General features: G+C 65.3%; 10 protein-coding genes and 1 pseudogene. 3 read left to right on the forward strand and 8 right to left on the reverse strand.

All coding sequences use genetic code 11. The annotated features are described in order from the left end of the window. Nucleotides 1-36: 36 nt before the first annotated feature. From ROV95_RS10945 to ROV95_RS10960, 4 genes and pseudogenes are all read right to left on the reverse strand, one after another. The gene (locus tag ROV95_RS10945) at nucleotides 37-1,224 is read right to left on the reverse strand and encodes an MFS transporter (RefSeq protein ID WP_312544363.1); all 1,188 of its coding nucleotides are present in this window, start codon (nucleotides 1,222-1,224) and stop codon (nucleotides 37-39) included. 20 nt (nucleotides 1,225-1,244) lie between these two features. Continuing rightward, nucleotides 1,245-3,863 (reverse strand): annotated as a pseudogene (metH, locus tag ROV95_RS10950) (methionine synthase); the annotation flags it as partial. Further along, the gene (locus tag ROV95_RS10955) at nucleotides 3,860-4,954 is read right to left on the reverse strand and encodes a homocysteine S-methyltransferase family protein (RefSeq protein ID WP_312544365.1); all 1,095 of its coding nucleotides are present in this window, start codon (nucleotides 4,952-4,954) and stop codon (nucleotides 3,860-3,862) included. The pseudogene metH and the gene ROV95_RS10955, both read right to left, overlap by 4 nt. A 13-nt stretch (nucleotides 4,955-4,967) precedes the next feature. After that, nucleotides 4,968-5,897 (reverse strand): metalloregulator ArsR/SmtB family transcription factor, encoded by a 930-nt coding sequence (locus ROV95_RS10960; RefSeq protein ID WP_019660391.1) that lies wholly within the window; start codon nucleotides 5,895-5,897, stop codon nucleotides 4,968-4,970. Nucleotides 5,898-6,049: 152 nt separating this feature from the next. Here ROV95_RS10960 and ROV95_RS10965 point away from each other — a divergent pair, with 152 nt between their 5' ends. Beyond that, complete coding sequence (locus ROV95_RS10965) at nucleotides 6,050-7,198, forward strand: acyl-CoA dehydrogenase family protein (protein WP_312544367.1); 1,149 nt, start codon at nucleotides 6,050-6,052, stop codon at nucleotides 7,196-7,198. 45 nt (nucleotides 7,199-7,243) lie between these two features. Here ROV95_RS10965 and ROV95_RS10970 read toward each other — a convergent pair whose 3' ends face one another. Further along, complete coding sequence (locus ROV95_RS10970; RefSeq protein ID WP_312544369.1) at nucleotides 7,244-8,161, reverse strand: hypothetical protein; 918 nt, start codon at nucleotides 8,159-8,161, stop codon at nucleotides 7,244-7,246. A gap of 151 nt (nucleotides 8,162-8,312) precedes the next feature. On the opposite strand from ROV95_RS10970, the gene ROV95_RS10975 reads away from it, so the two are divergent. After that, complete coding sequence (locus ROV95_RS10975) at nucleotides 8,313-8,744, forward strand: hypothetical protein (RefSeq protein ID WP_229301555.1); 432 nt, start codon at nucleotides 8,313-8,315, stop codon at nucleotides 8,742-8,744. Nucleotides 8,745-8,849: 105 nt separating this feature from the next. On the opposite strand, the gene ROV95_RS10980 is transcribed toward ROV95_RS10975, so the two are convergent. From ROV95_RS10980 to ROV95_RS10990, 3 genes are read right to left on the reverse strand one after another with little or no spacing between them, the layout of a single operon-like run. Next, the gene (locus tag ROV95_RS10980) at nucleotides 8,850-12,023 is read right to left on the reverse strand and encodes a multidrug efflux RND transporter permease subunit (RefSeq protein WP_019660387.1); all 3,174 of its coding nucleotides are present in this window, start codon (nucleotides 12,021-12,023) and stop codon (nucleotides 8,850-8,852) included. A 15-nt stretch (nucleotides 12,024-12,038) separates the two neighbouring features. Further along, nucleotides 12,039-13,307: an efflux RND transporter periplasmic adaptor subunit gene (locus tag ROV95_RS10985; RefSeq protein ID WP_134735630.1), complete on the reverse strand. Its 1,269-nt coding sequence runs from the start codon at nucleotides 13,305-13,307 to the stop codon at nucleotides 12,039-12,041. Continuing rightward, complete coding sequence (locus ROV95_RS10990; RefSeq protein ID WP_019660385.1) at nucleotides 13,307-13,963, reverse strand: TetR/AcrR family transcriptional regulator; 657 nt, start codon at nucleotides 13,961-13,963, stop codon at nucleotides 13,307-13,309. Before ROV95_RS10990 ends, ROV95_RS10985 begins: the two co-directional genes overlap by 1 nt. A 250-nt stretch (nucleotides 13,964-14,213) precedes the next feature. Between ROV95_RS10990 and ROV95_RS10995 the strand changes: the two genes are divergently transcribed. Beyond that, entirely contained in the window at nucleotides 14,214-19,190 is a 4,977-nt protein-coding gene (locus tag ROV95_RS10995) for an NAD-glutamate dehydrogenase domain-containing protein (protein ID WP_021202723.1), read from the forward strand. The last annotated feature ends 155 nt before the right edge of the window (nucleotides 19,191-19,345 follow it).

The following is a 19,345-nucleotide window of genomic DNA, read 5'->3' on the forward strand; positions in this document are numbered from 1 at the left end:
CATGATGAAAACGCCGGGCCCTGCCCGGCGTTTTCGTTACCGGGCGCACGCAGTTCTGCGGCGCGCGCGCATCAGCGGCAGGCTCAGCGCGAAGAAGCAGAGCAGGGCGCCGATCAGGGCAAACCCGCTAGCCGCCAGGAATGCGGTGCGGCCATCGTCGATCTTCCACAGCTGGCCGGCAATAAGCGCGCCCAGCACCCCGCCGACACCCGACGAGAATCCATAGAGCAGTCCCTGGCCGTGGCCATTGAGACGACCGGGGAAGTAGGTCGCCAGCATCTGCATCGCCGCCGCAAAGAACGCGGCAAAGCCCAGCGCGTGCGCGGTCTGCGCCAGCAGCATTACCGGCAGGTTCTCCGGGAACAATGCGGTCACGGCCCAGCGCAGGCAGGAACTGACCAGTGCGATCAGCAGCATCCAGCTGGCGTCGTAGCGGCGGAAGAAGCGGCCGATGGTGAAGAACACGCCCACTTCGAAGACCACGCCGATGGTCCACAGCAGGCCCAGGGCGGAGGTACGGTAACCGTGATGGTCCATGTAGACCGAGAAGAACGTGTAGTACGGGCCGAACGACAGCTGCTCCATGAACGCGGCCAGGAAGAACGCCAGCACCGGCGGTCGGCGCACGATCTGCCAGAAGCCGCTGGCATCCCCCGCCGTCCTGCCGATGTCGCGCGCGTAGTGGTTGCTGAAGGCCGAGGCAACCAGCAGCACGAACAGGGGCAGCATCATCCAGGGCAACAATCCGGCGTGGCTGCCGGCGCCATCGCCTTCGATCAGCCAGCCGAACAGGGTGACCACGGCGATGAAACCGAGCGAGCCCCAGACCCGGATCAGCCCGTAGCGATGGCTGTCGTTGCCCAGGTGGGTGAGGGTGATCGACTCGAACTGCGGCATCACCGCGTTGTAGAAGAAGCAGAACACGATCATCGCCGGGTACATCCACGGCTGCGGCAGGGGCAGCAGGAAGGCGGCGAAGCTGAGCAGGGTCAGCACGCAGCCGACGCGCAGTAGGCGGATCGGTCGCGGTGATGCGGCCGCCAGCGAGGTCCAGGCACTGGGTGCGATGACGCGGGTGGCGTACCACAGGCCCATCATCACGCTGATCGCGGTCACGCTCATCCCGCGTGCAGTGAGGAACAGGCTCCAGTACGGCGTGAACGCGCCGAGCGCCGCGTAGTAGAACAAGTAGAAACTTGAGAGGCGGGCAACGGGAACGGTCATCGCGGGAATAATGCACGGTAGCGCCGGGCATAGTCGGTGACCTGTTCGCGGCTGAGCCGCCCGACCACGAAGTACTGGCTCTGCGGATGGCTGAAGTAGTAGCCCGAGACAGCGGCCGTGGGCAGCATCGCGAAGCTCTCGGTCAGTTCCATGCCCGCGTTCTTCTCAGCCTGCAGCAGGTCGAACAGGCGGCGCTTCTCGCTGTGCTCGGGGCAGGCCGGGTAGCCCGGCGCCGGACGGATGCCGCGGTACCGCTCGTCGATCAAGGCTTCGTTGTCCAGCGTCTCGGCGCGGTCGTAGCCCCAGAATTCTGTACGCACGCGCTGGTGCAGGCGCTCGGCCAGTGCCTCGGCGAAGCGGTCGGCCAGGGCCTTCAGCAGGATCGCGTTGTAGTCGTCATGCTCGGCTTCGAAACGCGCGACATGCGCGACGATGCCGATGCCGGCGGTGACCGCGAACGCGCCGATCCAATCCTGCTTTCCGCTGTCGGCTGGTGCAATGAAATCGGCCAGGCAGAAATCCGGGCGCTCGGCCGGCTTGTCCACCTGCTGGCGCAGGAAGTGCAGGGTGGTCTCGCCCTGTGGGTGCTGCACGCGTACGTCGTCGCCGACGCTGTTGGCCGGCCACAGGCCGAACACGGCCTTGGCGGTCAGCCACTTCTCGCCGACGATGCGGTCGAGCATCGCGCGGGCATCGCGGTACAGCTCGCTGGCCTGGCTGCCGACGATCTCGTCGGTGAGGATCGCCGGGAACTTGCCGGCCAGCTCCCAGGCCTGGAAGAACGGCGTCCAGTCGATGTAGTCGACCAGTTCGGCCAGGGGATAGTCGTCGAACACGTGCAGGCCGGGCTGATTCGGTGCCGGTGGAGTGTAGTTGTCCCAGCCGCCATGGAATTTCTGCGCGCGCGCATGTTCCAGTGTGACCAGGCGCTTGGCGTCGCCCCGGTTGCGGTGGCGTGCGCGGATTTCGGCATAGTCGGCTTCGTTGGCGGCAACGAAGGCCTCGCGCAGATCACGCGAGATCAGCGACTGCGCCACGCCAACCGCGCGCGACGCATCCTTCACCCACACCGTCGGCGCCTTGTAGTGCGGGTCGATCTTCAGCGCGGTATGCGCACGCGAAGTGGTTGCGCCCCCGATCAGCAGCGGCAGGTCGAAGCCCTGGCGCTCCATCTCGCGGGCGACGTGGCTCATCTCCTCCAGGGACGGGGTGATCAGGCCGGACAGGCCGATCAGGTCTGCGTTGTGCTCGCGGGCGGCATCGAGGATCTTCTGCGCCGGCACCATCACGCCGAGGTCGACCACGTCGAAGTTGTTGCAGGCCAGTACGACGCCGACGATGTTCTTGCCGATGTCATGCACATCGCCCTTCACCGTAGCCATGATGATCTTGCCGTTGCTCTTGGCGGTGTCACCGCTGCGCGCCTTTTCCGCTTCGATGTAGGGCAGCAGGTAGGCCACGGCCTTCTTCATCACGCGCGCGGATTTCACCACCTGTGGCAGGAACATCTTGCCGGCGCCGAACAGGTCGCCGACGATGTTCATGCCGTCCATCAGCGGGCCTTCGATCACATCCAGCGGGCGGCTGGAGGCCTGCCGGGCCAGTTCGGTGTCTTCCTCGACGAAGGCATCCAGGCCGTGTACCAGGGCATGCGCCAAACGCTGTGCCACCGGCTTTTCGCGCCAGGCCAGGTCTTCGGTCTTCGCCGCGCCCTTCTTGCCCTTGTAGCGCTCGGCGATCTCCAGCAGACGCTCGGTGGCATCGCTTCGGCAGTTGAGGATCACGTCCTCGACGCGCTCGCGCAGGTCCGGCTCCAGGTCGTCGTAGATCGGCATCGCGCCGGCGTTGACGATGCCCATGTCCATGCCGGCGGCGATCGCGTGGTACAGGAACACCGAGTGGATGGCCTGGCGTACCGTTTCGTTGCCGCGGAAGGAGAACGAGACGTTGGAGACGCCGCCGGAGACGTGGCAGTGCGGCAGGGTCTGCTTGATGATGCGGGTGGCTTCGATGAAGTCCACTGCATAGTTGTCGTGCTCTTCGATGCCCGTAGCGACGGCGAAGATGTTCGGGTCGAAGATGATGTCCTGCGGCGGGAAACCGATCTCGTCGACCAGGATGCGGTAGGCACGGGTACAGATTTCGACCTTGCGCGCGCAGGTGTCGGCCTGCCCGTTTTCGTCGAACGCCATCACCACCGCAGCAGCACCGTAGCGCAGCACCTTGCGCGCGTGCTCGCGGAACAGCGCCTCGCCTTCCTTCAGCGAAATCGAGTTGACCACGCTCTTGCCCTGCAGGCATTTCAGGCCGGCCTCGATCACGCTCCACTTGGAGGAGTCGACCATCACCGGGATGCGCGCGATGTCCGGCTCGGACATGATCAGGTTCAGGTAGCGGGTCATCGCCGCTTCCGAGTCGATCAGGCCCTCGTCCATGTTCACATCGAGGATCTGCGCACCGCTGGCCACCTGCTGGCGGGCCACGTCCACCGCTTCTTCGTAGCGGCCTTCCTTGATGAGCTTGCGGAACTGCGCACTGCCGGTGACGTTGGTGCGTTCGCCGACGTTGATGAACAGCAGGTCCGGGGTGATGACCAGCGGTTCCAGGCCGGACAGGCGGGTGAGAGGCGTGCTGCTCATGCGGCGTGCTGCTCCCGTGCGCCCGGCAGGGCACGCGGTGCCAGCCCGGCCACGGCCTGGGCGATCGCGCGGATATGGTCGGGGGTGGAACCACAGCAGCCACCGACCAGGTTCAACAGGCCATCCTCGGCGAAGCCCCGCAGGGTGGTGGCCATCTCTTCAGGGGTTTCGTCGTACTCGCCGAACGCGTTGGGCAGGCCGGCGTTGGGGTGGGCGCTGACGTAACAGTCGGCGACCTGCGAGAGGGTTTCCACATGCGGGCGCATCGCATCGGCGCCCAGCGCGCAGTTCAGGCCGATCGACAGCGGTCGCGCATGCGCCAGCGAGGCGTGGAAGGCTTCGGCAGTCTGTCCGGACAAGGTGCGCCCCGACGCGTCGGTGATGGTGCCGGAGATCATCACCGGCAACCGCGCGCCACGTGCATCAAAGGCCTCTTCCAGCGCATACAGCGCGGCCTTGGCATTGAGCGTATCGAAGATGGTCTCGACCATGAGCGTGTCGGCGCCGCCGTCGATCAGGCCTTCGATGGCTTCGCGATAGGTGTCGCGAAGCTCGTCGAAGCTGGTGTTGCGGAAGCCCGGATCGTTCACGTCGGGACTGATCGAGGCGGTGCGGCTGGTCGGGCCGATCACCCCGATCACGAAGCGCGGCTTGCCCGGGGTGGTTGCGGCCACTGCATCACAGCACGCGCGCGCGACCGCAGCGCCGGCCTTGTTCAGTTCGTACACCAGGTGCTCGAGGTGGTAGTCGGCCTGGCTGACCGAGGTTGCATTGAAGGTGTTGGTTTCGACCAGGTCCGCACCGGCCTCGAGGTAGGCGGTGTGGATGTCGGCGACGATCTGCGGCCGGGTCAACAGCAGCAGATCGTTGTTGCCCTTCAGATCATGGCCTTCGGGCACGCCGTGGTCACAGCCGGGGCCATGCGCATGGTCGTAGCCACCGGCGAAGCGCTCGCCACGGTAATCGTCTTCCTGTAGGCCATGGCGCTGGATCATCGTACCCATCGCGCCGTCGATGATCAGGATCCGCTCGCGCAGGGCGTCGAGCAGCGTGTTGGCACGATCGGGATGCAACCAAGGCAGGGCAGGCATGGCGGTCTCGGGCTCAGGGCTTGTTGGCGATCAGCGAAATCACTTCAAAGTGCGGCGGGCGTTTCTCGCGGGTGACCGTCTCCAGGCTGGACACCTGCAGGCCGGCCTTGTCGACGAACCTGCGCAGCTCCTTGTCGCTGAAGCCGAGGTTGACATGGCCATAGGCCTCCACGGCGGCCTTGTGCTCGTGGCGCGCCAGGCTGCACAGCAGCAGCCGGCCACCGGGCCGCAGCACGCGCGCGGCTTCGGTCACCGCCTGCGCCGGCTTGCTGGCGTAGGTCAGCGCGTGCATCAGCACGACCAGATCGAAGCTGGCATCCTTGAACGGCAGTGCATGCATGTCGCCCTCGCGCACTTCCACATTGGGCAGCCGCCGCAGGCGCTCGCTGGCGGCGGCAACCACGCGCGCGCTGGTATCGATGCAGATGTAGCGCTTGGCATGTGGGGCTACCAGTTCGGCCAGCACGCCATCACCAGAGGCGATATCCAGCACGTCGCCGGTCTCCAGCAGCGGCAGCGCGGTGCGGGCCAGCGCCTCCCAGGTACGGCCCGGAGAGTAGTGGCGTTCCATGTCGCCGGCCACGCTGTCGGCCCAGTTCTGGTCCGAGGCGCGGTGCGCCAGCACGGCGGCGACGCGTTCGGCATCCTGGCGCAGCAGCGGGTCATCGCTTCCGTTGCTCAAGGCATGCCACAATGCACGCTGCGCCGGGTCCAGCTGGGCCTCGTCGAAGCGGTAGTAGGCCGACACGCCGGCACGGCGGTCGCGGACCAGGCCGGCTTCCTTCAGGCGTGCCAGGTGGGTGGACACGCGCGGCTGCGCCAGCCGGGTGATCGCCGACAGTTCGGCCACGGTCAGTTCCTCCTGCTCCAGCAGCGCCAGCAGGCGCACGCGAGTGGCATCGGCGAACACCTTCAGGCGGGTCGACCAGTCTTCCAGATCCATAAACATCTACCTATCGCGATATAGAGATATATTCGCTGAAGGGGCTGTCGCGGTCAAGTCGCCAGCGTACGGAAACTGCCGGGCCCCGGTACAATCGGAGCACCTGGGCGCGCCGTATGCGGCCCATAACTTCATGTACCCGGGAGGGTGTTGTGGATTTCAGCTTTACCGAAGAGCAGTTGATGCTGCAGGACGTGGCGCGGCGCATCGCGCAGGAAAAGATCGCCCCCAGTGCGGAGCATCATGACCGCACCGGCGAGTTCCCGCTGGACAACATCCGCCTGCTGGGCGAGAACGGCCTGATGGGCATTGAAGTGCCGACCGAATACGGCGGTGCGGGCATGGACCCGGTTGCGTACGTGCTGGCGATGGTGGAGGTCGCCGCCGCCGACGCAGCCCATTCGACCATCATGTCGGTCAACAATTCGCTGTTCTGCAACGGCATCCTGACCCACGGTACCGAGCAGCAGAAGCAGACCTACGTACGTGCCATCGCCGAAGGCACGGCCATCGGCGCGTTCGCGCTGACCGAGCCGCAGTCCGGTTCCGATGCCACCGCCATGCGCTGCCGCGCGGTGAAGCAGGCCGACGGCACCTTCGTCATCAATGGCAAGAAGAGCTGGATCACCTCCGGTCCGGTGGCCAAGTACATCGTGCTGTTCGCGATGAGCGAGCCGGACAAGGCCGCGCGCGGCATCACCGCCTTCATCATCGATACCGACAAGGCCGGTTTCGGTCGTGGCAAGACCGAGCCCAAGCTGGGCATCCGCGCCTCGGCCACCTGCGAGATCGAGTTCAACGACTACGTGGCGCAGGCCGAAGACGTGCTGGGCCAGGAAGGCGAGGGATTCAAGATCGCCATGAGCGTGCTCGATGCCGGTCGCATCGGCATCGCTTCGCAGGCCGTCGGCATCGCCCGAGCCGCCTATGAAGCGACGATTGAATACGTCAAGGAGCGCAAGGCATTCGGTGCGGCCATCGGTACCTTCCAGATGACCCAGGCCAAGATTGCCGACATGAAGTGCAAGCTGGACGCCGCGCTGCTGCTGACCCTGCGCGCGGCGTGGGTGAAGGACCAGGGCAAGCGCTTCAGCAATGAGGCTGCCATTGCCAAGCTGACCGCCTCTGAGGCGGCAATGTGGATTACCCACCAGGCCGTGCAGATCCACGGCGGCATGGGGTATTCCAAGGAAATGCCGCTGGAGCGCTACTTCCGTGATGCCAAGATCACCGAGATCTACGAAGGTACTTCGGAGATCCAGCGCCTGGTGATCGCACGCAACGAGACCGGGCTGCGCTGATGGACACGACGGGGCGGCGATTGCCGCCCCGTTTCCTCTGCGCTGTCAACGTGGCAACCGGCAAACGATATCCTTTCCATTCCATTCACAGACGATCTGAAGGGATTCCCGTGGCATTCCCGGATGCATGGTCACGCCGTAGAGCCGGGCGGAGTCAACCCATCGTTCGAGCTCGCCGGCATCGTCAAAGCGATAGTTGCCGATGAAGCGCCGGGCCATCTCTGGATCGGTTGCCGCACCATCCGGAATCTTGTTGCCCTTGGCGTCACGGCTTTCACCTTGCACATAGCGGGCTTGATCAACCGCAGAAGGCGTGATGACCAGCGTGGTTTTTGAACCATCGCGCCATGTGATCCGATAGATGGCGCTGTCAATGCCGACGGTCTTGCTGACGAAGCTCAGGCCGATCGAGGAAAGGAATGTTGCCATGCCGTTCCAGGCGGCCGACGATGTTGTCGCCCCCGTGAAGGCCTTGCCGATGTCAGCTTCCAGCCTTGATCGCTCAGTGGCCATCTGAACGACATCGTAGGCGTTGAGGTTCTTGTGCTCTTCCGGGAAGCTTATGCCGTTGGCGTATTGCGGGTCATCAGGATGAACCTCGTACTGGACTCCTCTTCCGGCCCGCTGCCGCGGCGCGAACTGTACGGTTGGCACGTTGTTGTCGAGCATGCCCATGATCCGATTGAAGGATGCGTTGATTGGCCCGGGAATCTGCGCCCTTGTTGCGCGATAGCGCCGTAGCTCGCGATCGTATTCCACATCGAAACCATGGATCCGGCGCTGCTGGAGGTCGGCGACGATGGTCGGCCCCGTACCCGAGGAAAGCGCCAATGCGCGCGGGTCACGACAGTTGTCGCAGACGAGGACGCCTGCCGCGTGGCTGTCCTGGATGCTGCTGGCCGCGAAGAGCGCGCCAAACAGCAGGGCAGGGCAGCTGAAGAATCGTAGTGGTGCTCTTTCCATGATCAGTCTCCTGGAGGGCTTCGGATCGATTGCCGTCGAGACATCTGGATAGCAGCGATCCGGGCGTGCCGCATTTCTGTGTGCCCATGAATCCGGGGTGGGTGGCTTTCTGCGAACACGGTAGACGCCTTGAGCGCTTCGGTGTCGGGTGATGCCTTCCGGCGCAGCGGTCGAGGCTTCTCAATACAGGCCGTATGCGACCGGTCTCCGTGCAGTCGATGTGTCAGCGATCCATTGGCATTCCGGCTCGATGAGCGCAGAATGCTCCGCCGTTCATGGACACCACCACATGCTCATCTATCGAGGCGCGGGGCTGCTGATCCTGCTCACACCGATCGCTGCCGTGCTGCTCATCCTCATCCTGTTCCCGGATCCAGTGGTGGGTCGCGGCAATACTTCACTCGGCCAGGTCCTGCTGGCGTTCGGCCTTGGCTCGGCAATCAATACGGTGCTGGGTTTTGTGCTCAATCGAAAGCCGCGTGCACATGGCCTGCATGCTCCGCATCACTTCTTCTTCCTGCCGATGCAATGGCCTGCGATGGCGGTTGTGGCGGTGTGCGTGGTGGTGGCGCTGCTGCGCTGAGACGTTGCCCGAACAGCGCCAACCGAGGTTGGCATGGATGCAGAAGCGGCAACAAAAAAGGCCCCGGATCGCTCCGGGGCCTTTTCGTTTCAGCGCACCGCCGGATCAACGATCCGGGCGGTGGGCGGACTCTGCGTCGCGCTGGCGCTCCATGAACTCCTTCGACGGTTCATCCAGCTTGTCGCCCAGCATGCGGCGCACGACCACGAAGAACACCGGGATCATCAGCAGGCCGAGCAGGGTGGCGAACAGCATGCCGCCGATCACGCCGGTGCCGATGGCGTGGCGGGAGTTGGCGCCGGCGCCGGTGGAGATCGCCATCGGGATCACGCCCATGATGAACGCGAACGAGGTCATCAGGATCGGGCGGAAACGCAGGCGGGCCGCTTCGATGGTGGCATCACGCAGGTTCTTGCCTGCTGCGCGCTGCTCCACCGCAAACTCCACGATCAGGATCGCGTTCTTCGCCGCCAGGCCGATCACGGTGATCAGGCCGATCTTGAAGAACAGATCGTTGGGCAGGCCGCGCAGCATCGACAGGCCGAGGGCACCCAGCACGCCCAGCGGCACGACCAGCAGCACCGCCACCGGGATCGACCAGCTTTCATACAGGGCGGCCAGGCACAGGAACACCACCACGATCGACAGCACCAGCAGCAGGGTCGCCGCGTTGCCGGCCAGGATTTCCTGGTAGGACATGCCCGACCAGTCGTAGCCGAAGCCGGCCGGCAGGTCGTCGTTGACGATGCCTTCCATGGTCTGCATCGCCTCACCCGAGCTGGTACCCGGTGCCTGCGAACCGACGATGTTGATCGCCGAATAGCCGTTGTAGCGGCTCAGCGACGGCGGCGCCGACACCCATTCGGACTTGACCACCGTGTTCAACGGGATCATCGCGTTGGTGCCATCGGCGTTCTGGGTCAGGCTGGACGGGCTGTAGAAGCTCTTCAGCGATTCCTGGCCAGTGCGGTACGGACCATCGGCCTGCATGGTCACGCGCTTGATGCGGCCTTCGTAGAAGAAGTCGTTGACGTACACCGGGGCCAGCATCAGCTGGATGGTGCTGTACACGTCCGACACCGACATGCCCATCGACTGCGCCTGCACGCGGTCCACGTGCAGCTGCAGTTGCGGCGCGTTTTCCAGACCGTTGGGGCGCACGCCAACCAGGTGGTCCGGCTTCTGCGCGGCCTGGCCGAGCAGGATGTTGCGGGCCTGGGTCAACTGTTCGTAGCCGGCACCGCTACGGTCCTGCAGCCACATGTCAAAGCCACCGAACTGGCCCAGGCCCTGCACGGTGGGCAGGTTGACCACGAAGATCTGCGCTTCCTTGATGCCGTAGAACGCGCCGTTCATGTTCTGGATGAACTCGGGCGCGGTGAACTTGCGTTCCTCCCACGGCTTCAGGCGGATGAAGCCCATGCCCACGTTCTCGCCGGAACCGACGAAGCTGAAGCCGGCCACCTGCAGCATGCCTTCATAGCCATCCTGCTTTTCCAGGATGCCACGCATCTGCGCGAACACTTCGTTGGTCTGGCCCTTGGTCGAGCCCGGCGGCAGCTGCACGATCGCCAGCGCATAGCCCTGGTCTTCTTCCGGCAGGAAGCTGCCCGGCATGCGGGTGAACAGGAAGCCGCACAGCGCGGTCAGCACCACGAACAGGATCATCCAGCGCGGCGCATGGCGCACCGCAGAGGTGATGTGGCCCACATAGGTGTGGCTGATCTTGTCGTAGTACTTGTTGAAGGTGCGGTAGACGATGTTCGGGTTGTCGTTGTGCGTCGGCTTGAGGAAGGTCGCGCACAGCGCCGGCGTGAAGCCCAGGGCCAGGAACGCCGAGAATGCCATCGAGATGGCGATGGTCAGCGCGAACTGCTTGTAGATCTCACCGGCGGCACCGCCCTGCAGGGCGGAGGGGATGAACACCGCGGCCAGCACGACGGTGATCGCCACCACCGCACCGGTGATCTGGGTCATCGCTTTCTGCGTGGCAGGCTTGGGCGCCAGGCCCTCCTCGGTCATGATGCGTTCGACGTTCTCGATCACCACGATCGCGTCGTCGACCACGATGCCGATCGCCAGCACCATCGCAAACAGCGTCAGCTGGTTGATGGTGAAGCCGATCATCCACATGCCCAGGAAGGTACCGAGCAGGGCGACCGGGATCACCAGGGTCGGGATCAGGGTGGCGCGGAAGTTCTGCAGGAAGATCAGCATCACCAGGAACACCAGCAAGACCGCTTCAAACAGGGTCTTGACCACTTCCTGGATCGAGATCTTGACGAACGTGGTGCTGTCGTACGGCGAGAACCAGGTCACCCCGGACGGGAAGCTGGGCTGCAGCTCGTCCATCTTGGCGCGCACCGCTTCGGCCACGTTCAGGGCATTGGCGCCCGGCAGAAGCTGGATGGCGAAGGCGCCGGTCGGCTTGCCGTTGTACTGGGTGTCGAAGCCGTAGTTGTTGGCACCGAAGGCGACGCGGGCGATGTCCTTCAGCAGCACGCGCGAACCGTCAGCGTTGGCGCGCAGGATGATGTTCTCGAATTCCTGCGGCGAGCTGAAGCGGCCTTCGGCCGAGACCGTGGCGGTGAAGTGCTGGCCTTCCGGCGACGGGTCCGAACCCAGCGCACCGGCGGCGAACTGCACGTTCTGCGCACGTACCGCGGCCAGTACCTGGCTGGCCGACAGGCCATAGCCCTGCATCTTCTCCGGGTTCAACCAGATGTTCATGGCGTACTCGGAACCGAACTGCTGGGTGCTGCCGACGCCGGGGATGCGCGAGACCTGGTCGAGCACGCGCGAACCGACGATGTCGTTCAGGGCGTCACGGTTGATGGTCGGAGTATCGGACTGCAGCGCCACCACCATCAGGAAGCCGGCGTTGGCCTTGGCCACCACCACGCCCTGCTGGGTCACTTCCGAGGGCAGGCGTGGCGTGGCCAGCGAGACCTTGTTCTGCACCTGCACCTGAGCGATGTCCGGATCGGTACCGGTCTCGAAGGTCAGGGTGATCTGCGCACGGCCGTTGGACGCGGACGAGGAACTGAAGTACAGCAGGTGATCGATACCGGTCAGCTGCTGCTCGATCACCTGGGTGACCGATTTTTCCGTGGTGTCGGCACTGGCACCCGGGTAGGTCGCCGAGACGGTGACCTGCGGCGGGGCGATGTTGGGATAGGACTCCACGCCCAGGTTGAGGATCGCGATCACGCCGCTGAGCGAGATCAGGATCGCAACCACCCAGGCGAAGACTGGATGTTCGATGAAAAATTTAGGCATGACGGAAGGTTCCCGTTACTGCTTGTTCGAATCGGTGGCGGCCGGCTTGGCCGTATCGGCCTGCTCGGGCTTGGCAGCGTCGGCCGGTGCCTTGCCTGCGGCCGGTGCCGCGCCCGCCGGAGCGGCGCCGCCTGCGGCAGGCTTGCCGTTGGCGTCTTGCCCCGGGGTCCACGGCTTGGCCACGGCCGGTGCACCTTCCTTGACCTTCTGCACGCCGGCCACGATCACCTTGTCACCGGCGGCCAGGCCGTCGCTGACCAGCCAGTTGCCGTTCTGCGCGCCATCGGTCTTCACGTTCTTGCGCACGACCTTGCCGTCGGCGCCGACCACCATCACGTAGCCGCCGGTGGTATCGCGCAGCAGGGCCTGCTGCGGTACCAGGTAGGCGTTGTTGCGCTCGCCCAGGTTGGCCTGGAAGCTGACGAAGGCGCCTGGCAGCAGGATCTGCTGCGGGTTCGGCAGCACAGCGCGCAATGACACTGCACCGGTGGCCGGGTCGACCGTAGTGGAGGAGAAGTCCAGCGTGCCCGGCTCGCTGTAGGTGCTGCCATCGGCCAGCTTCACTGCCACCGTCGCCTTGCCGTCGCCGGACAGCGCCAGCGCGCCCTTGGCCTGCTGCGCGCGCAGCTGGGTCAGTTCGTCCACGCTCAGCGAGAAGTTCACGTACAGCGGGTCGAGCTGATCGACGGTGGTCAGCAGGGTCACATCGCCCTGGCCGACCAGCGCGCCCTCGGTGACCTGCTGCTTGTTGGCCACGCCACTGATCGGCGCGGTCACTTCGGCGTAACCCAGGTTGATCCGCGAGGAGGTCACGGCGGCTTCGGCCTGCTTGACCGCGGCCAGCGCGGTGCGCTCGGCCGACTCGGCGTTGTCCAGGTCGGACTTGGAGACGAACTGCTGCGGCGCCAGCGAGCGTGCACGGTCGGCGGCCACCTTGGCGTTGGCGTAGGTCGCGCGGGCCGAGGCCAGCTGCGCTTCAGACGCATTGAGCGAGGCACGCAGCGGCGCCGGGTCGATCAGGAACAGGGTCTGGCCCTGCTTGACCTGCGAGCCTTCCTGGTAGACGCGCTTGAGCAGCACGCCCGGCACCCGCGCGCGCACGTCGGCACTGCGGAACGGCGACAGGCGGCCGACCAGCTCACGCTGCAGCGGCAGGGTCTGCGGCTTGGCGTCGATCACGCCCACCTCCGGCGGCGGGGGCGTCTGCTGTTCCGGCTTCTTGCAGGCAGCCAGCGCGACAGCAACGGCGCACGTCAAGGCAAGGGTGCGGAGTGGGGCGGTCATCAGGAGGAACTCCGGGGTTGGTTTGTAGACGGGGCCGCCGACGGCTGTGGCGCGAAGGCGCGCAGGAAGCTGTCGACGGAGAACTCTGCCCAACGCCGACGCAGCAGTGCGTCATCACGGTGGGGGGTATGGAAACGCTGTTTGTCGAAATCCTGACCGGCAATCATGCTCAGCAGCAGTTCGGCCATGAAGTGCGGGTCGTCATGCCGGAGCTGGCCACGCATGCAAACGGTTTCAATCCATTCAGCAAGATGAAGCGTCAGCGCGCCGGCACCGTGCCGGTACAGCGTACGCGCCTCTTCGGGAAACTGGGCCGCATCGGCGGCAATCAGCCGGCAGGCCTGGCCCACGTGCGGTTGGTTGAAGTGCTCCAGGAAGTCAATGGCGAACTGGAGCAGGCTGGCACGCAGGTCGTCAGTGCGGAGTGCACGGACCATGGCGCCGGTGGCGTGGCCGACATGGCGCTGCATCACCCGGCGCAGCAGCTCCTGCTTGCTGCCGTAGCGCGAGTACAGGGTCTGCTTGGAGCAGCCCGCATGCTGGGCCACTGCGTCCATGCTCATCTGCATGCCCTGCTGGGCCAACAGCTGGCGTACGGCTTCGAACACGCGCTCATCGCGTGCGTCGAGGGCAACGGGGAGGTAGGCCGGATTCACGCGGTGGACTATACCGTCCAGTTCAGGATTGTGGAATCGAAACGGCGTTGCCGCGTGTGTCTTCCGGTAACACGCTTTGCCGATCCTGTCGCCAGAGCCGAACCGGGCGCCATCACCCTACCGGCGCGAACTGAATAGGCGTCTAAACCGCAGCAAACCCGAATCTGCTTATTCCGTCCTGCAGCAAGGCCTTTTCCCGCGGTAGGGCTACAATTTCATTTTCCCAACTGAGCAAGCGCATCGCTCTGCCATGAAACCGCAAAAAACCGCAGCCAAGACCGTGAAAAACAAGACCAAACCAGCAGAAGCGGAGGTCGCAGTGACCGCTGGTTTCTCCCTGGAGCCGGTGTACACGGCCTTGCGCAAGCGCTACCCCGCGGCCGCACAGGCCGAAGCAGTGGCCTTTGCCACTGACTTCTACAAGCGTATGGAGGCGGACGAGTTCCCGCACCACAGCGCTGAAGAGTGGGCCGCTCTCGCGGCTGAGACGCTGGAATTCGCCCGTGCCCGCAAGGCTGGCAAGGCCAACGTCCGCGTGTTCAATCCGACCGCGAAGGCCAACGGTTGGGAATCGCCGCATACCGTGCTGCAGATCGTCAACGACGACATGCCGTTCCTGGTCGACACCGTCACCATGTCGCTGGCCGAGCAGGGCGTGGGTGTCCACGTGCTGGGCCACCCGGTGCTGCGCTTCACCCGCGACAAGGCCGGCAAGCTGGTCAAGGTCGGCGAGGGTGATGCCGAGTCGGTGATGCTGCTGGAGATCGACCGCCAACCGGCCGACGCCATGGCCGCCATCGAACAGGCCATCAACAAGGCGCTGGATGAAGTGCGTGCGATCGTGCGCGACTGGCAGCCGATGAAGGACAAGGCGCTGGCACTGGCCGACGACCTGGGCAGCCGCCAGCTGCCGGTCGACGACGCGTCGCGCAAGGAAGCACAGGAGTTCCTGCGCTGGGCCGCTGACAACCACTTCACCTTCTTCGGCTACCGCGAGTACCGCGTCGAGAAGCAGGGCAAGGAAGAGGTGCTGGCGCCGCTGAACGACACCGGCCTGGGCCTGATGCGCGGCAAGGACAAGTCCGCCGCCCGTCCGGTCAAGACCCTGGCCGCGCAGGGCCTGAACACCACGTCCGGTTTGAAGGACGCGCTGATCCTGACCAAGACCAATGCCCGTTCGCGCGTGCACCGCGCCGGTTACATGGACTACATCGGCGTGCTGGAGTTTGACGCCAAGGGCAAGATCATCGGCGAGCAGCGTTTCCTCGGCCTGTTCACCTCCAGCGCCTACAACCGTCGCCCGTGGGAAATCCCGCTGGTGCGCCAGCGCCACGAGCACGTGATGAAGCAGTCCGGCCTGGCCCCGGCCAGCCACAGTGGCAAGGCCCTGCGCCATATCCTGGAAACCCTGCCGCGCGAAGAACTGTTCCAGTCCAGCGAGGACGAACTGTTCCGCACCGCGATGGGCGTGCTGGGCCTGCAGGAACGCGTGCGCAGCCGCCTGTTCCTGCGCCGCGACAAGTACAGCCGTTTCATCTCCGCGCTGGTGTACCTGCCGCGCGAGCGCTTCAACACCGACGTGCGCCTGCGCATCGAAGCGATGCTGAAGGACGCGCTGCACGGCGAGTTCGTCGACAGCTCGGTGGTGCTGGGCGAATCGCCGCTGGCCCAGGTGCACCTGATCGTGCGCCCGAAGCCGGGTGAAATGCTCGACGTCGATACCGCCGAACTGGAGCAGAAGCTGGCCCAGGTCCTGCGCAACTGGCAGGACGACCTGCGCGAGGCGCTGGTGGCCCGCCATGGCGAGACCGAAGGCTTGCGCATCGCCGCCCGCATCGGCAAGGCGCTGCCGGCCGGTTACATCGAAGACAACAGCACGGCTGTTGCGGCCAACGATGTCAGCCAGCTCGACGCGCTGACCGGCCCGGACGACCTGCGCCTGAGCCTGCAGGCCGTGCCGCGCGAAAGCGGTGATGGTCTGCGCCTGAAGCTGTATCGCCAGCTGGACGACATCCCGCTGTCGGACGCGCTGCCGATGATGGAAAACATGGGCCTGCGCGTGATCGCCGAGCGTCCGTACCGCCTGTCGGTCGACAACGCCCCGGTATACGTGCAGGACTTCGAGGTCGAGTCCACCGCTGGCGCGATCGATGCCGCCAGTGTCGATGAAGCCTTCGGCGAGACCTTCGCCCGCGTCTGGCACGGCGATGCCGAGAACGATGGCTTCAACCGCCTGGTGCTGGCGGCCGGCCTGCACTGGCGCCAGGTCGCCATGCTGCGTGGCTACTGCAAGTACCTGCTGCAGACCGGCGTGCCGTTCTCGCAGGCCTACGTGGAAGGCACGTTCGCGCGCTACCCGCTGCTGGCCCGTCTGCTGGTCGAGCTGTTCGAAGCCCGCTTCGATCCGGCCACCGGCCACGAGAGCAAGGACGACATCGCCGCCGGCCAGGCCCAGCTGAAGGCCCACTTCGATGTGCTGGCTGCTGGCGACGAGGCCACCCTGAAGGTGCTCAAGACCGTGGTCGACGCCCGCAAGGGCGACCGTGACGCGCAGATGCAGGCCGCGCGCGATGCGCTGCTGAAGCTGATGGACCGCGTGTCCAGCCTGGACGAGGACCGCATCCTGCGCTCGTTCATGGGCGTGATCGACGCGACCCTGCGCACCAGCTACTACCAGACCGATGCCAACGGCCAGCACGGCCATGTCATCAGCTTCAAGTTCGATTCGGCGCTGGTGCCGGACCTGCCGAAGCCGCGCCCGTACCGCGAGATCTTCGTGTACGGCCCGCGCGTGGAAGGTACCCACCTGCGCTTCGGTGCGGTTGCGCGTGGCGGCCTGCGCTGGTCGGATCGTCGCGAAGACTTCCGTACCGAAGTGCTGGGCCTGGTCAAGGCACAGATGGTCAAGAACACCGTCATCGTGCCGGTCGGCGCGAAGGGTGGCTTCTTCGCCAAGACCCCGCCGGTGAACGGCGACCGCGATGCGATCTTCGCCAACGGCGTGGCCTGCTACAAGCTGTTCATCCAGGGCCTGCTGGACATCACCGACAACATCGTCAACAACAAGATCGTGCCGCCGGTGGATGTCGTGCGCCACGACATGGACGATCCGTACCTGGTGGTGGCCGCCGACAAGGGCACCGCGACCTTCTCCGACATCGCCAACGGCCTGGCCGTCGCGCACGGCTTCTGGATGGGCGATGCGTTCGCCTCCGGTGGTTCGGTCGGCTACGACCACAAGGGCATGGGCATCACCGCGCGCGGTGCGTGGGAATCGGTCAAGCGCCACTTCCGTGCGCTGGGCCGTGACAGCCAGAGCCAGGACTTCACTGCGGTCGGCGTCGGCGACATGTCCGGCGACGTGTTCGGCAACGGCATGCTGCTGTCGCGCCACATCCGCCTGGTCGCTGCGTTCGACCACCGCCACATCTTCCTGGACCCGAATCCGGATGCGGCCACGTCGTTCATCGAGCGTGAGCGCCTGTTCACCCTGCCGCGTTCGAGCTGGGCGGACTACGACACCAAGCTGATCAGCAAGGGCGGCGGCGTGTACCCGCGCAGCCTGAAGTCGATCGAGATCACCCCGCAGGTGCGTGAGGCGCTGGGCCTGGACGAGAACGTCAAGGCGCTGTCGCCGAATGATCTGATGAGTGCGATCCTGAAGGCACCGGTCGACCTGCTGTGGAACGGTGGCATCGGTACCTACGTCAAGGCCGCCAGCGAACAGCACAGCGACGTCGGCGACCGTGCCAACAACGCGCTGCGCGTGAACGGTGGCGAGCTGCGCTGCAAGGTGGTGGGCGAGGGCGGCAACCTGGGCATGACCCAGCTGGGCCGCATCGAAGCTGCCCAGGCTGGCGTGCTGCTCAACACCGACTTCATCGACAACTCGGCCGGTGTCGACACCTCCGACCATGAAGTCAACATCAAGATCCTGCTCAACGATGTGGTGCGGGCCAAGAAGCTGACCGTCGAGCAGCGCAACAAGCTGCTGGCGTCGATGACCGATGAAGTCGCCGAGCTGGTGCTCAACGACAACTACCGCCAGAACCAGGCGCTGAGCCTGATGGAGCGGATGGCGGTCAAGCGCCTGGGTTCCAAGCAGCACTTCATCCGCACCCTGGAACAGCAGGGCCTGCTGGATCGCCAGATCGAGTTCCTGCCGTCCGACGCCGAGCTGTCCCAGCGCAAGGCGCGCGGCCAGGGCCTGACCCGACCGGAACTGTCGGTGCTGCTGTCCTACTCCAAGCTGGTGGCGTTCAACCAGCTGCTGGATTCGGACATCCCGGAAGATCCGTACCTGTCCAAGGAACTGCAGCGCTACTTCCCGACCCCGCTGCAGAAGAAGTACGCCGACGCGATGGAGCGTCACCGCCTGAAGCGCGAAATCATCGCCACGGCCGTGACCAACCAGACCATCAACCGCATGGGCGCCACCTTCCTGATGCGCATGCAGGAAGACACCGGTCGTTCCATCGCCGAGGTCGCCAAGGCGTACACCATCAGCCGTGAAACGCTGGATGCACGCGCGCTGTGGGCGCAGATCGATGCCCTCGACGGCAAGGTGCCGGAGTCGGTGCAGATCGACGCACTGGAAGTGATCTGGAAGCTGCAGCGTTCGTTCGTGCGCTGGCTGCTGTCGCGCCCGGGCGCGATGCCGGGCATCACCGAAGCGGTCAACCGCTACCAGGGACCGTTCAACGACATCCGCGTTGCCTCGGGCGTGCTGCCGGATTCGCAGCGTCCGACCTACGAGGCCCTGGTGGCCGAGTGGAAGGAAAAGGGCCTGCCGTCTGCACTGGCACAGCAGCTGGCCGAACTGCACTTCCTGGAACCGGCGTTCGACATCATCGAACTGGCCCGCACCCGCAAGCTGAAGCCGGTGGACGTGTCCAAGGTCCACTTCCGCCTGGGCGATGCCCTGCAGCTGCCGTGGCTGTTCGAGCAGGTCGATGCGCTGGAGGTCAATGGCCGTTGGCACGCCGTGGCACGTGGCGTGCTGCGTGACGAACTGGCAGCCAACCACCGCAACCTGGCCGGGCAGGTGCTGGGCACCAAGGGCAACAGTGCCGAGGCCAAGGTCGCTGCCTGGATGGGCCGTGATGACAACAGCCTGCGCTTCACCCTGGCGATGCTGGCCGAACTGGCCGAGCAGAAGACCCTGGACTACCCGACCGTCTCGGTCGCGGTGCAGCGCCTGGGCCAGCTTGCTGCCCACGGCGCGTAAGTGACGTAGCGCCGGGCCATGCCCGGCCTGCGTGGAGAAAAGGAGCGGCCCCGCGAAAGCGGGGCCGTTCTGCATTGCCTTGGTAGTGCCGGCCGCTGGCCGGCAACTGCATGAACCGTTATCGGCTGAAGCTGCCGGCCAGCGGCCGGCACTAC

The organism is Stenotrophomonas maltophilia group sp. msm1, from assembly GCF_032025805.1.
In the GTDB taxonomy this organism is placed as follows: domain Bacteria; phylum Pseudomonadota; class Gammaproteobacteria; order Xanthomonadales; family Xanthomonadaceae; genus Stenotrophomonas; species Stenotrophomonas hibiscicola.

Bases quoted from the DNA above. Each gene is read 5' to 3' on its own strand.
- ROV95_RS10945 (WP_312544363.1), bottom strand. From the start codon at position 1,224: ATGACCGTTCCCGTTGCCCGCCTCTCAAGTTTCTACTTGTTCTACTAC.
- ROV95_RS10955 (WP_312544365.1), bottom strand. From the start codon at position 4,954: ATGCCTGCCCTGCCTTGGTTGCATCCCGATCGTGCCAACACGCTGCTC.
- ROV95_RS10960 (WP_019660391.1), bottom strand. From the start codon at position 5,897: ATGGATCTGGAAGACTGGTCGACCCGCCTGAAGGTGTTCGCCGATGCC.
- ROV95_RS10970 (WP_312544369.1), bottom strand. From the start codon at position 8,161: ATGGAAAGAGCACCACTACGATTCTTCAGCTGCCCTGCCCTGCTGTTT.
- ROV95_RS10975 (WP_229301555.1), top strand. From the start codon at position 8,313: ATGCCTTCCGGCGCAGCGGTCGAGGCTTCTCAATACAGGCCGTATGCG.
- ROV95_RS10980 (WP_019660387.1), bottom strand. From the start codon at position 12,023: ATGCCTAAATTTTTCATCGAACATCCAGTCTTCGCCTGGGTGGTTGCG.
- ROV95_RS10985 (WP_134735630.1), bottom strand. From the start codon at position 13,307: ATGACCGCCCCACTCCGCACCCTTGCCTTGACGTGCGCCGTTGCTGTC.
- ROV95_RS10995 (WP_021202723.1), top strand. From the start codon at position 14,214: ATGAAACCGCAAAAAACCGCAGCCAAGACCGTGAAAAACAAGACCAAA.